This window comes from Ruegeria sp. CDSC079 (assembly GCF_059610505.1).
The window spans coordinates 48,198-61,513 of the sequence record NZ_JBXWNT010000008.1; the positions used below are offsets into that span (position 1 = coordinate 48,198).

At 55.9% G+C, this 13,316-nt stretch carries 15 protein-coding genes; 10 read left to right on the forward strand and 5 right to left on the reverse strand.

Going from position 1 to position 13,316, the window contains the following annotated elements; translation table 11 throughout:
• Positions 1-10: 10 nt before the first annotated feature.
• The 4 genes from AC2FIC_RS15490 to AC2FIC_RS15505 all read left to right on the forward strand — a co-directional run bounded on the left by AC2FIC_RS15490 (position 11) and on the right by AC2FIC_RS15505 (position 2,899).
• Complete coding sequence (locus tag AC2FIC_RS15490) at positions 11-1,258, forward strand: flagellin N-terminal helical domain-containing protein (protein WP_496692542.1); 1,248 nt, start codon at positions 11-13, stop codon at positions 1,256-1,258.
• A 77-nt stretch (positions 1,259-1,335) separates the two neighbouring features.
• Positions 1,336-1,710: a flagellar biosynthesis regulator FlaF gene (gene flaF / locus AC2FIC_RS15495; RefSeq protein WP_271949611.1), complete on the forward strand. Its 375-nt coding sequence runs from the start codon at positions 1,336-1,338 to the stop codon at positions 1,708-1,710.
• Positions 1,710-2,111: a flagellar biosynthesis repressor FlbT gene (gene flbT, locus AC2FIC_RS15500; protein ID WP_271949613.1), complete on the forward strand. Its 402-nt coding sequence runs from the start codon at positions 1,710-1,712 to the stop codon at positions 2,109-2,111. The genes flaF and flbT overlap by 1 nt, the downstream gene beginning before the upstream one ends.
• Positions 2,108-2,899: a DUF1217 domain-containing protein gene (locus AC2FIC_RS15505; protein ID WP_496692541.1), complete on the forward strand. Its 792-nt coding sequence runs from the start codon at positions 2,108-2,110 to the stop codon at positions 2,897-2,899. The genes flbT and AC2FIC_RS15505 overlap by 4 nt, the downstream gene beginning before the upstream one ends.
• Positions 2,900-2,948: 49 nt before the next feature.
• Here the strand turns inward: AC2FIC_RS15505 and AC2FIC_RS15510 are convergent, their stop codons facing one another.
• The 3 genes from AC2FIC_RS15510 to AC2FIC_RS15520 all read right to left on the reverse strand — a co-directional run bounded on the left by AC2FIC_RS15510 (position 2,949) and on the right by AC2FIC_RS15520 (position 5,563).
• Positions 2,949-4,520 carry a DUF427 domain-containing protein gene (locus AC2FIC_RS15510; RefSeq protein ID WP_496692540.1) on the reverse strand — a complete coding sequence of 524 codons (1,572 nt, stop codon included), beginning with the start codon at positions 4,518-4,520 and terminating at the stop codon, positions 2,949-2,951.
• Positions 4,521-4,602: 82 nt separating this feature from the next.
• Positions 4,603-5,304 carry a winged helix-turn-helix domain-containing protein gene (locus tag AC2FIC_RS15515; RefSeq protein ID WP_496689945.1) on the reverse strand — a complete coding sequence of 234 codons (702 nt, stop codon included), beginning with the start codon at positions 5,302-5,304 and terminating at the stop codon, positions 4,603-4,605.
• On the reverse strand, positions 5,276-5,563 hold the full coding sequence (locus AC2FIC_RS15520) for a hypothetical protein (protein WP_142637145.1): 288 nt from the start codon (positions 5,561-5,563) through the stop codon (positions 5,276-5,278). Before AC2FIC_RS15520 ends, AC2FIC_RS15515 begins: the two co-directional genes overlap by 29 nt.
• A gap of 175 nt (positions 5,564-5,738) precedes the next feature.
• Between AC2FIC_RS15520 and AC2FIC_RS15525 the strand changes: the two genes are divergently transcribed.
• From AC2FIC_RS15525 to AC2FIC_RS15540, 4 genes are all read left to right on the forward strand, one after another.
• A complete protein-coding gene (locus AC2FIC_RS15525; protein ID WP_496692539.1) occupies positions 5,739-6,227 on the forward strand; it encodes a hypothetical protein in 489 nt (162 codons plus the stop codon).
• 109 nt (positions 6,228-6,336) lie between these two features.
• Entirely contained in the window at positions 6,337-6,954 is a 618-nt protein-coding gene (gene rnhB, locus AC2FIC_RS15530; protein ID WP_496692538.1) for a ribonuclease HII, read from the forward strand.
• A 106-nt stretch (positions 6,955-7,060) separates the two neighbouring features.
• A complete protein-coding gene (locus AC2FIC_RS15535; RefSeq protein WP_496692537.1) occupies positions 7,061-8,164 on the forward strand; it encodes a site-specific DNA-methyltransferase in 1,104 nt (367 codons plus the stop codon).
• Between the two features lie 145 nt (positions 8,165-8,309).
• Complete coding sequence (locus tag AC2FIC_RS15540) at positions 8,310-9,692, forward strand: adenylate/guanylate cyclase domain-containing protein (protein WP_496692536.1); 1,383 nt, start codon at positions 8,310-8,312, stop codon at positions 9,690-9,692.
• Positions 9,693-9,776: 84 nt separating this feature from the next.
• Here the strand turns inward: AC2FIC_RS15540 and AC2FIC_RS15545 are convergent, their stop codons facing one another.
• Both AC2FIC_RS15545 and mutY read right to left on the reverse strand, forming a co-directional pair.
• A complete protein-coding gene (locus AC2FIC_RS15545) occupies positions 9,777-10,913 on the reverse strand; it encodes an alkane 1-monooxygenase (protein ID WP_496692535.1) in 1,137 nt (378 codons plus the stop codon).
• A gap of 58 nt (positions 10,914-10,971) precedes the next feature.
• Positions 10,972-12,027, reverse strand: a complete 1,056-nt coding sequence (gene mutY / locus AC2FIC_RS15550; RefSeq protein WP_496692534.1) for an A/G-specific adenine glycosylase — start codon at positions 12,025-12,027, stop codon at positions 10,972-10,974.
• Positions 12,028-12,108: 81 nt separating this feature from the next.
• Between mutY and AC2FIC_RS15555 the strand changes: the two genes are divergently transcribed.
• Entirely contained in the window at positions 12,109-12,615 is a 507-nt protein-coding gene (locus AC2FIC_RS15555) for a DUF721 domain-containing protein (RefSeq protein ID WP_496677841.1), read from the forward strand.
• Positions 12,616-12,629: 14 nt separating this feature from the next.
• Positions 12,630-13,292 (forward strand): DsbA family protein, encoded by a 663-nt coding sequence (locus tag AC2FIC_RS15560; protein ID WP_282027812.1) that lies wholly within the window; start codon positions 12,630-12,632, stop codon positions 13,290-13,292.
• Positions 13,293-13,316 lie beyond the last annotated feature (24 nt).

Genomic DNA, 13,316 nt, shown 5'->3' on the forward strand with positions numbered 1-13,316 from the left:
GAAGAAAGCTATGTCCAGCATTCTGACAAACAATGGCGCAATGGTTGCGCTGCAAACCCTGAAATCGGTCAACAAGAACCTGGCGCAGACCCAGAACGCGATTTCAACTGGTAAGGACGTCGCCACAGCCAAGGACAATTCAGCCGTCTGGGCGATTTCCAAAGTCATGGAGTCGGACGTTAAAGGGTTCAACGCCATCAAAGACAGTTTGGCACTGGGTGAATCGACCGTTGCGGTGGCCCGGAACGCGTCCGAGACTGTCACTGACCTGCTGTCCCAGATGAAAGAGAAGATCGTTGCGGCACAGGAAGACAACGTTGACCGCGGCAAAATCAATGACGACGTGACTGCTCTTAAAGATCAGATCGCATCGGTGGTTGGAGCGGCGCAGTTTAACGGGCTTAACCTGGTTGACGGTTCGGCGGGTACAGCCTCGATCCTGTCGTCTCTGGATCGTGACTCCAGTGGCAACGTAACCGCATCTTCGATATCGGTGGCCTCGCAGAACCTGTCCACAGGTGGGTATGCCAGCAAAGGTGTTCTGGCCGGCTCGGACAACGTCACAACCGACAATGACGCCGCGGGCTTCACGATGGACAAAGCTGGTGGAACCGGCGACATCGTGGTGGACAGTTCAACGGACAACTTTGCTGCTGGTGACAAGATCTCGATCACTATAGGTGACAAGGTTGCGTCCTACACGGTGCAAGCTGCTGATCTGGACCCATCTGGAACATATGACGCCGCTTATACGGATGCCATTGTTGCCGTTGGTCTGAAAAATCAGATCGATTCCCTGGGGATCACGGGTGTCGCAATCGACTATGACTCAGCCAACCCGGGCACTTTGACATTTGTAACCGGTGCTGCGACGGCTGGTGCCGACGCTGATCGGGACGTTACTGTCTCGGCGCAGTTCACCAATGCCAATGCAGGTGGCCTGGGGGCGTTGGCTTCGATTGATGTTTCGACAGATGCTGGTGCTCAGGCGGCGCTGGGTACTATCGAGACCTTGATCGACACGTCCATTGATGCATCTGCGGCGTTCGGTTCGTCTCAGGGCCGGATCGAAACGCAGAAAGAATTCATCTCGAATCTTTCTGACTCGTTCAAGTCCGGTATCGGAGCGCTGGTTGACGCCGATATGGAAGAAACCTCGGCCCGTCTGCAGGCCCTGCAGGTACAGCAGCAACTGGCAACGCAGTCGTTGTCGATTGCCAACCAGGCGCCGCAGTCGATCCTGTCGCTGTTCCGCTAAGTTCAGGACCCTGGCCGGGGCGTGGAAACGCGCCCCGGCTTTGACCGCCGTAAGACGGCCTTTTGGAAGGATTTCAAGTGACACCGCAAACTCTTGCACAACGCGCCTATGCGCAGACCGCTGCTCCGACGCGCACACCGCGTGATACGGAATATGAGGCGATTTCCAAGATCACGCATCGGTTGAAGGCTGCGGCCGCGCGGCACAAAACCGACTTTGGAGCGTTTGTTCAGGCTTTGCATGAAAACCGGAGGCTTTGGTCTGTGTTGGCAAACGGGGTCGCCGATTCCGATAACGCCTTGCCGAATGACCTTCGCGCCCGGATTTTCTATCTTGCTGAGTTCACCGAACAGCACAGCAGCCAGATACTCAGCAATAAGGCTTCGGTAGAGCCCCTTCTGGAAATAAACATGGCCGTTCTTAAAGGCCTTCGGCAAATGGGTGCGAACTGATGGCGGGTTTGGTATTGAAGCTTGCCCCAAAAGAACGGGTGCTGATTAATGGTGTAGTTGTGGAAAACGGCGATCGTAGAAGTCGGTTTTCAATCATGACACCACAGGCAAATGTCCTGCGTTTGCGCGATGCGATACATCCTGACGAGGTGAACACACCCGTTCGCAGAGTGTGCTATGCGACGCAACTGGTTCTGTCTGGAGACATGGAAGCTGAAAGCGCCCGCCAACAACTGCTGCGTCGGGTGGAAGAGTTGAGCCAAGTGTTTACGGATGCGGACAGCCGCAGAGTTTTGGCCGAGGCAACAGAAGCCTTGTTGGCCGAGCAGTATTACAAATGCCTTAAATCCCTGCGTGCTCTGCTACCGCGAGAAGAGCGCCTCATGGCCTACCAGCAATGACCTTTCAGCCGGTCATACCCTCAGGTGGCATTGTTGGCTGGCGGTTCCTTCAACGCACCTACGAAGGCCAGTTGAACAGCTTTTCCTCTTCGTCGGTCAATGAGCGTGAGGCGACGTATTTCCGGGAAAACATCGGCAAGGTTCAGACGGCTGAAGATCTGGTTTCTGACCGCCGGTTGCTACAGGTTGCCTTGGGCGCATTTGGTCTGGAGGGCGACATTGACAACCGCTATTTCATCCAGAAAATCCTGTCAGATGGAACAAGCGCAGATGATGCATTGTCCAATCGCCTATCTGATAAAAGATACCGTGAATTCTCTGAGGCATTTGGACTGGGCCCTGGCGAAATTCGAAGAACCATTCTTTCGACATTTATGGAGGATATTGCCCGGGACAACGTGACCTCACGCTTTGAGGTCGCCGTGGGTGAACAGGACGAGACAATGCGCATATCCCTCTATGCAAAACATGCGCTGGCTGAGTTGGCATCGCAAGACAGCAGTGGTGACACGAAATGGTTCGACTTGATGGGCCTTCCGCCGTTGCGAAAGATGATGGAGATGGCACTTGGGTTGCCTTCAAGCTTTGGTCAGTTGGACATCGACAAGCAGCTTGAGGTGTTCAAGGACAGGTTGTCGAACCTGACTGGATCTGACGATTTAGCGCAGTTCGCGGATGAAGAGGCGATCGGGGATTTGACCGACAGATACCTTGCGCGCAGTCAGATCTCGCAGCTTCAAAGCACAATTTCCCCGGCCCAAACCGCGTTGCTTCTGCTGGGCGGATAGTGCTGTCCCTATCGCAAGATGCGTGAGTATCAAACGCAACTTCGCGCGACTAGCCGTTCAGAATCGCGTCCGCCGAGGTTTTGAGCGCGTATGAGCACACGGGTTGTGACACGTTGTGCAGCTTGACCTCTCCAAGTGGCAAAGCGTCTGTACAGGCCGGCACGATGTCTTTGGTAACAACGATCCTGTGATTCACGATCTTGCTGTATTCCCCAAGCCGTGCGGCGACGTTTGCCGCTTGTCCGATGACGGTGAAGTCTAACCGTTCGCGCGACCCGATATTGCCGTAAGTTACGCGCCCATAAGCGACACCAATCGAACAGTCGCAATGCATGTCCGACCCGGACTTGCGCAGCTCTCCAAGCCTTTCAACGATTCCAACTGCTGATCGCTGCGCGTTTTCGCGGGCTAAGGTAGAATCTTCGCCTGCCGGGAATACAGCAAGAACAGCGTCCCCGATGAATTTTAGAACTTCACCACCGTTTTCGTCGACGATGCCCGAGACCGTTTCAAAGAAGTCATTCAGCAGGTTGATATAGGCGGCGCGGCCCAGCTTTTCTTCCAACAGGGTAGAATTGCGCAAGTCGCAGAACATGATGGCTGCATCAATCTCATCCCCGTCGCCACGACGGATTTCTCCGCCCAGGACACGCGCGCCGGTCCGCTTTCCGACATAGGTTTCCAGCAATACCTGGGCGTTTTCGCGCTGCATGAAGACTTCGTAGAACCGGGCAATCACCGAGGAGCATTCGAACACCAGCCCAAGATTGGCCGTTGTGAACCCGTCGGGGTGATCGCAAGTCAGCGTCAAGACATTGGTGCGCCCGTCGGAAAATGGCAGGGGCATCGCGACATAGTCGGTCGCCCCTTTGGCGCGCAAGTCTTCCATGATCGGAAAGCTGTGCTGAGGGTTCTCGTCATTCAGCCTTTGGCGCACGCCGCCCATACCGTTGGACACGTGGCGCAAAGGGCTGTTGATATAGGCGGGGTGGTCGTGGATTTCATAGGTGGGCACATTGGTCGAAATCTCGGCCTCACCCTTTTCCCAAATATAGTGTTTGCCCGCGATCAGCGGATGTAGGGACCAGGCAAGGATACTGAGGCGCTGAATGGCAATTCCATGTTCCAGCATCTTCTCGGCCAGCGCTTTGGTGAATGCTTCGGGCGTGCTGAGGTCACTGGCCCCCCGCATCAGCCAATCAATCAGCGGCCCGCTGATATTGCCGTCTTCCGGGTTGCGCAGGTTGTTTTCACCCAGCTCAATCCGCGTATATGCGGTGGGCATAAAGCCGATATGGCCCTGGATCGCGGCGCTTTCGGGCAGGGCGTTCTCGTAAGCCCAGACGGAGTTGGCCAATCGTTGATCCGCCAGAACGACATCGTGGTAAGTGGCGGTGCCTTTGAACGGGCAGAATGTCTGAAGTTCGGTCTCATCGCTGAGATCGACATGTACATCCTGACGGGGGATGTAGATCATCGGCGGCAACCGAGTTTCGTACATTACCTTGGCATCAAAGCTTTCAGCCAGAAGGATCTCATCCCGGTAGATTGCGATACGGCCGACAAGTGGTTCGACCGAGATCCCATAGCCTTTGATATTTGGAGTCACGTGAACGTTCATAATCATCCTCCCCGGCACGGGTCTTTATAGGATGGGCGTTTGATCCGTGTTTTCCAAGGGGCAGAGCAGGATTTTCCAAATATCAAATCATCTGAATGACGTCTTTTTCGATCGACAACATATAGCCTTTTTTAGCAATGTTCTTGACCAGCAACTCGCTGACCATCTGATTGCCCAAAGCATCGCGCAGGCGCTTGATCCGCGTCGCGCCAGCAGCCTCGTCACAATCAGCTGTGCTTTTGCCGGAAATCATCGCCTCGATCTGAATGCCGGATAGAACCTCGTCATCCAACCGGGATTCGGCAAGAACTGACAGGGTTTCCATCGCCGACGCAGTCAGTTTGAAATCCATGTTATTGAGATAGACGGTATTCTCTTCCCGGCTGATCAAAAGTGAAGTGACCTGAATCCCAGTGCGCTCAATCTGTGCCATGCGTCGGTTCAACAGCACCAGCATGACCAGAAACACCAGCGCAGCAATCAGCATTGCAGTGGCGAAAACCAGCAAAACAAAGATAACCATGCGGTAACTGGACAATGTATCGGCAAAGGCAGTGCCGGACTGGGCCAGAATCTCGAGTAGGCGAATCTCGGTCTGCGAGGTCAGATCACTCTCGACGAACAGACGTTCGACGCGGGCATTGAACGCGTTTGCATCTGGCAATGTCCACAACAGAAAGGCGGCAGAGGCCACAAGTATGACAACGATTACCGTGATGCCCGCGCCAACCAACCTGACGCCCGAGCGCCGTGCCTCAGTAACGGAGATAGAATTTTCCGGCATTGGCCTTCCTTTTATCCAACCCTTCAGGCCCAAAAACGGACATGACGTTCAGCAGGGTCCAGCCCGAGCCGCGCAGCCGTTGTGCGACCTCTTTTTTGGCTTTTCCTTTGCCGCAGGATGAAACCTGCATGACGCCATAATGCAGACGCAACGGATTGTCCTGCTTGGCCTTGTAATCGGCATAGCAATCCGCCGCTGACGCCATGGAACCAAGCGATATCAGGGCCCCGATGGCCAGAGAAGAGAGGATCTGTTTCATAGGCCGCATCCTGCGCATGGCTTTGGTTGATATTCAATAACGCAAAGGGGTTTCGCGGTCTGATATCGGATAACAAAACGGCGTTATTGCTTGTCTGAAGGGGACGCCCCCAATGTCAGGTCATCGAATTTACGGACTGTCATCACGTCCACCGAGTACCCGAAAGGACAGCACCATGCATAAGAAATTCATCGCTCTGATCATCGCCTCTGCAGTCGCAATCACCGGCGTTTCTGCATCCCAGGCCCGTGCCGCTGATGCAGAAGATATTCTTGGCGGGCTGGCGGCGATTGCCTTGATTGGCGCTGCCATCCATCATTTTGACAAGCAAGGCGACAGCAAAAAGGTTACCCGCAACTACAACCACGTGTATCAAGCCCCCAAACAGCACATCCAGAGGACCCCCAGGCATCGGCCGAACCATGTCCGTCCCTTGCCCGAGCGCGTTGCGCGCTATAGTCTGCCGCAACGGTGCCTGGAAACCTTCAAGGGCTATGGCAAAAAGCGCCCGCTTCTGGGGACGCGCTGCTTGGATAAGCACTACAAATACGCCAATAGCCTGCCCAAAAAGTGCAAGGTCGGTTTCTGGAATGGCAATAAAGTCAAGCGGGCCTATGAACCCGCTTGCCTGCGCCAACAGGGATACCGCGTCGTTTACAAGTAATACGGTTCGAGCAGGAGTGGTGCCTTAGAAGCATCACGTCGGAGAGGGCAGCGATTGCTGTCCTCTCTTTTTTCTTGCGCAATGGGGGAAAACAGGATTTTCCCAAAACATGACCACACCAGATTATGAGATTGAAAAAGCCGCTCTTGCGCAGGGATATCTGCGGATTGCCGGTGTCGATGAGGTTGGCCGAGGTCCGCTGGCCGGTCCTGTTGTGGCGGCGGCGGTGGTCCTGAACCCCGCGGAAATTCCCCAAGGTCTGAACGATTCAAAGAAACTCTCGGCCAAGCGCCGGGCCGCATTGGATACTGCCCTGCGTGGCTGCGCCGAATTCGCGGTGGCCGAGGCTTCGGTGGCCGAGATTGATGAGCACAACATCTTGCGTGCCTCGCATCTGGCAATGGAGCGCGCGGTGGCGGCGCTGGATCCCCCCCCTGATTATCTGTTGATCGACGGAAATATGATTCCGCGCGGACTGGCCATTCCGGCGCAGGCAGTGGTCAAAGGCGATGCCCATTCCGTGTCGATCGCCGCAGCTTCGATCCTTGCCAAAAACTGGCGCGATCAACTGATGGTGGATTTGGCGCAACAGCATCCGGGATACGGCTGGGAGACAAATGCCGGTTATCCGTCAAAACAACACAAGGATGCGCTGCGAAATCTTGGTGTGACCCCTCACCATAGAGTTTCGTTCAAGCCCGTCCACAATATGTTGTATCAAGAGTAAATCGTAAGCCGCTGATTCAAAAAAGAAATTGACGGCGAATCGTCTTTGACTCATCCTTGTCTCAACCAAATGAGCGCATAAGCGCCGTGGAACTTGAGGCAGCGATATGACAACGACCACCAAAAAGGGCGCGACAGCGCTCCCTGTAAACACGATTCTATCCGGGGACTGCATCGAAGTGATGAACAGTCTGCCCGAGGCATCGGTTGACCTGATTTTTGCCGATCCCCCATATAACCTGCAGTTGAAAGGGCAACTGCACCGCCCCGATAACAGCCAAGTGGATGCAGTCGATGATCACTGGGACCAGTTTTCCAGCTTTGGCGTCTACGACCAATTCACGCGGGAATGGCTGAAGGCGGCCCATCGCCTGCTGAAGCCCAATGGCGCGATCTGGGTGATTGGATCGTATCACAACATTTTCCGCGTTGGGTCTGCGTTGCAGGATGCTGGGTATTGGATCCTCAACGATGTAGTTTGGCGCAAATCGAACCCGATGCCGAATTTCCGCGGCAAGCGGTTCACCAATGCGCATGAGACAATGATCTGGGCCTCCAAGCGTGAAGGGGCGAAATACACCTTCAACTATGAGGCACTGAAAGCGTTGAACGAAGGCGTCCAGATGCGCAGCGACTGGGTGCTGCCGATCTGCACTGGCCATGAACGGCTCAAGGATGAAAACGGCGACAAGGCGCATCCGACGCAGAAACCGGAATCATTGCTGCACCGCGTGCTGGTTGGATCAACCAATCCGGGTGACGTTATTCTGGACCCGTTCTTTGGCACCGGGACTACGGGGGCCGTGGCCAAGATGCTGGGTCGCGAATTCATCGGGATCGAGCGCGAAGAAAGTTATCGCCAAGTGGCTGAAAAGCGCATCGCGAAAGTGCGTAAATTCGACCGCGAGGCGCTGGAGGTCAGCGCCAGCAAACGCGCCGAGCCACGCGTGCCCTTTGGCCAGTTGGTCGAACGAGGCATGCTACGCCCGGGCGAGGAACTCTATTCCATGAACCAGCGTCACAAGGCCAAGGTCCGCGCCGATGGGACACTGGTGGGGCAAAATATCAAGGGTTCGATCCATCAGGTTGGCGCCCATCTCGAGAATGCGCCCTCCTGCAACGGCTGGACCTACTGGTGCTTCAAGCGCGACGGCAAAACCGTGCCGATCGACGTCTTGCGTCAGCAGATCCGGTCCGAGATGCACAACTGATAGACCAATACCGCCGGTGCCTGTGGCCTGACACAAGGCACTAAGCCTTGCCCCGCCGATCAACGGCGGGGTCTTTTGTTTCTTTCCCTGATGAGTTCCGATATGAGCCTAATGAAGCAATCGGCGCAGTGTAGGAGCTTTCGCAATGTCGGACACAGCAGCCAGCGAACCTCGGGCTAGGCGGTTCTTTTTCACCCGTCCGAACGAAGTAGAAATCGAGAATAAATACACCGAAGCTGCGCTGGAACGGCACAAGCGCGAGGGGCTGGAGCTTGCTGTCCGGGCCCGCTGGATCGCAATGGGTCTGACTGGCCTTTTGCTGATCTACCTGAACCCGCATTGGGAGGTCCTTTGGTATCATTTCATCCTTTTGCTGATTTGCGCAAATGGTTGGATGATCCGACGGGCAGGCCGTGTGGGGCAATCTCGGACAGAGTTGCTACTAATCTTTGTTGACCTTTTGATTATGACTTTGGGGATGATCATTCCCAACCCGTTCAGCGATGATGTGCGCCCGTTGGCGATGCAATTCCGGTTTGACAACTTTCAGTATTTCTTCGTCATTCTTGCAGCAGGGACCATGGCCTATTCCTGGCGCACGGTGATTGCCATAGGCACATGGACTGCAATAATCTGGACTACCGGATGGGTGATCGCCTGGTGGGTTGCGTTTCCGATTCCCGGCATAAGTGAGAAAGTGGCCGAGGCCTTGCAGGGGTATCCGGATGTAGCCGAGATGTTGGATCCAAATAGTTTCAGATCTTCGATCCGAATCCAGCAAGTGATTGTGTTCTTGATGGTGGCGGTGACGCTGGGCGTGTCGATGCGGCGGCTCAATCATCTGCTGATGACCAATGCTGGGTTGGAACGGGAACGAGCGAACCTGTCGCGATATTTCTCACCAAATGTGGTGGAGGAACTGAGCCAAAATGATGATCCGCTCAAACAGGTGCGAAAAGAGAATGTCGCAGTGCTCTTCATCGATATTGTGGGGTTCACCAAATATGCGGCGGGTCGTGATCCTTATGACGTGATCGAGGTGCTGCGTGGATTTCACGCCAGGATGGAGGCCGAAGTGTTCCGCCATCATGGGACATTGGACAAGTACTTGGGCGATGGTCTTATGGCAACTTTCGGGACCCCGGTGACGACACCGTTGGATGCGACCAACGCGGTATCCTGCGCGCGCGGCATGGTGACTGTGATTGACCGGTGGAACATAGAACGTAGACGTGCCGGAGAGCCCGAGATTCATGTTGGCATCGGTGTCCATTATGGCTCGGTTGTTCTGGGGGATATTGGCGCCAACCGTCTGGAATTTGCTGTGATCGGTGATGCGGTAAATGTCGCTGCGAAACTTGAGGCAATGACCCGCGAGCTGCAGGCCCGGATCGTGCTGAGTGATGCGGTGCGCCTGCAGCTTGAGCAGGAAGGGAGCAGTGCCTCCGAACTGACAGCCGAATTTACCGAAAACAAGGGCCACCCTGTGCGCGGTGTTGAATACCCGATGGATATCTGGGTGAAGTAGCTCAAGGCTCTCTCGTCGATGGATCACGCATCAAAGACGCAGGGCCAGTCGTTGGGCCGGGCAGCGCGCCGAGGCGCGCTGCGGTCAGGACCCTGGCATCGGGTTTTGTGACTTGTTGTAGGGTTGCCAGTCTGTGACTTCGGGGTAGTACCGGCGGCGCCAATCCCGCACACGGGGGTTCATGACACGCCGCCAGAGCGGTGGGATCATCGCGGCGATCGTCATCACTGGGTATCCGTAGGGCAGTTGCGGTGCGGTGTTCTGATCGTGATGTTGAAGCAGTGGAAATCGACGGTTGGGTTTGTAGTGATGGTCCGAGTGGCGCTGTAGATTGATCAGCAGCCAGTTCGACGCTTTTTGCGACGCGTTCCACGAATGACAGGGCAGGACGTGTTCGTACTTCCCTTGGCCCAGATATTTTCGGGTCAGCCCGTAATGTTCGACATAGTTCACCAGTTCAAGCTGCCAGATGGCGACGCCGGCCTGAATCAGAAACAGGACAAGGCCGGACCATCCGCCAATCAAACCTGCCAACGCCAGCAAGCCGCCCTGTAATATCCAATACCGCCAGAACGGGTTTGTGCGGTCCGTCCAGGGGCGGTCCTTGCGCGCCAGTTTCTCGCGCTCGGCATGAAAGGCGGAGGCCAGACATTGCCACAGAACACGCGGATAGAAGCGATGAAAGCCTTCGTTGTACCGTGCTGTTACCGGATCGCGCGGGGTTCCGACATAGCGGTGGTGAACCAGCAAATGTTCGGACCGGAAGTGCGAGTACAAGACCATGGCCAGTAGGATGTCGCCAAGCCCGCGCTCCAGCCGGCCCTTCTGGTGCATCAGTTCGTGGCTGTAGTTGATTCCAATCGTTCCCGAGATCACACCCATGCCAAAGAACAGGCCGATCTTTTCTGGTGAAGACAGGTGAGAGCTGTGCGTCACATACCAAAGCAGCCCGTAAAGGGTCAGGAACTGTACCGGAACCCAGGCTTTGGTCAGCAGGATATACCAGCGCAACATGCTGTCCGGCGTCTCTGGGTCCGCATTTTCGAGGTCGAGCCCGGTGAGCTGATCCAGCGCGGCAAATATCCACCATGTTGAAAGCGGCACCAGCAAGACCCACCAGCCACCCACAAAGGCCGTGGCCCAAATCAATGGAATCAGCAAAAACGAGACCCAGAATGGAAGGGTGGATTGCCAGCGAGTCAATGTTTCAGATGCGATCATCAAAGGCTCCGGTCGACGCGGGACAGACTATCCGTAGATCGTGTTTCAGCATAATGTGTTACTGGTTGCGCCAGAGGTCAAATGCCTTGCGCATGACCGTCGGCAGATCGCTGGGCCGAAAGGCATGTTTATCAAGCAAGATCATGTCCTCCGGTGCCGCACCGGGCGGTAAAGAGGTTGCCCAAACCTGCAGGATCAGGTGGAAATGCGTGAACGTGTGGCGCACTTCGCCCGGTAGAACGCGCCAGTCCGCCGCAAACGGCGCGGTGTCAGACGGCGCATCGGACCATTCGGATCCCGGCCATCCCAGCATACCGCCCAAAAGCCCTTTGTCTGGGCGGCGTTCAAGCAACATCGCCCCGTCCGCTGTCTGGGTGATGTAGACATGGCCATAACGTGTGGGTTTTGGCTTTTTCGGTGTTTTGCGGGGCAGATCGGCCTGGGTACCCGCAGCGTGGGAGCGGCAACGCGTGCGCATTGGACATATCCCGCATGCCGGGGATCTTGGGGTGCAGACAGTCGCACCCAGATCCATCACGGCCTGTGCATAGTCGCCCGGACGCACCGCTGGGGTCAATGCAGCTGCACGTTGCTTGAGTTGTGGTTTTGACCCCGGCAGCGGATCGTGAATGTCGTATAGGCGGGCCATGACACGTTCGACATTGCCGTCCAACACGGTTTCCGGACGATCAAAGGCAATGGCTGCAATCGCGGCGGCTGTATACGGGCCTATGCCCGGCAGGTTCAGCAGCTCATCGTGTGAGTCGGGAAAACAGCCATCATGGCTTTCAACCACAACGCGCGCGCATTTCAGCAGATTGCGGGCGCGGGCATAATATCCCAGACCGGCCCATTCCCCCATGACCTGCTCGTCAGGCGCTGCGGCCAGTGATTCAACTGTCGGCCACCGAGATGTGAACCGCAGGAAATAGTCGCGCACCGCTGCCACAGTTGTCTGCTGTAGCATGACTTCGGACAGCCAAACCCGATAGGGGTCAGGACGCATTCCGGAAGACCTATCGGCAGGACCGATGCGCCATGGCATTTCACGGGCATTGCGGTCGTACCAGGCCAGCAACTCATCGCTGAAGTCAATTTCGTGGGTGTCACGCAAGTTTTACATATCTCCTTGTCGGGTTTCGCTGGCGCCCGGTGTTCTGCCCTTTACAATAGAGAGACAGGAGTTGGAAACCAGATGCAGCCCAGACGTTCTTCGACACGCGGCTTTAAACGTACTGCGACATTGCTGAACGGCCAGATCAGGCGCGCCGGGGAAAGCCGGGGATTCGCCGTTTCACGCCTGTTGACCCATTGGGCCGAGATCGTCGGACAGGATGTGGCCTCGATCGCGCGGCCGGTTAACGTAGGCTATGGCAAGGGCGGTATGGGGGCCACGCTGACGGTGCTGACCACCGGCCCGCAGGCGCCGATGCTGGAAATGCAGAAGGAACAGCTGCGCGGTAAGGTGAATGCGGTCTATGGCTATAATGCGATTAGTCGGGTGCGCATCACCCAGACGGCTCCTACAGGATTTGCCGAGGGGCAGGCCAGCTTCGACCACAAGCCGAAACAGGTGAAACCCACAATCGAACCAGAAATTGCAGCCGAGGCAGACCGGGCTGCGCAGGGCGTCCATGATGGCGATCTGCGTACAGCCCTTGAACGTCTGGGCCGTAACGTTTTATCCAAGCAAAAACGCTGAGAAAGGGCTGATTCATGAGCCGTATTGCAATCGGAATCTGCGCGGCTGTCGCCATAGCCGCAGGTGGCTATTGGCTGTCGCTGTCAAATTCCTCTCCGTCCAACCCGCTGGTCAGCAGCGCCGAGGCACAACAGGCCGATCTGGACACTTCGACCATCATCGAAATGGTGCAAGGGTCCGCGGACGCGCCCGTCGAGATCATCGAATATGCGTCCTATACCTGTCCGCATTGCGCGAGTTTTCATCAGGGGCCGCTGAAGAAAATCAAAAAGGACTACATCGACACCGGCAAGGTCAAGTTTACCTACCGCGAAGTGTATTTTGACAAATACGGACTTTGGGCCTCGATGGTCGCGCGCTGCGGCGGCCCCGAGAAGTTCTTCGGCATCTCCGACTTGATCTACAAGGATCAGGCTGAATGGACCCGTGCCGGTGGACCTGCGGAGATCGTGGATGAACTGCGCAAGATCGGACGTTTAGCTGGGATCAGCAATGACCAGCTTGATGCTTGCCTGCAGGACGGAAATCGTGCGCAGACCTTGGTGGCCTGGTATCAGGAGAACGCAGAACGCGACGACATCAGAGCAACCCCATCCTTTATTGTGAACGGCAAGAAGGTCGACAATCAGTCTTACGAAGAATTCAAAAAGCTGATCGACGCCGAACTGGGCAGCTAAATCCAAATACGACCGGCCTGTCAG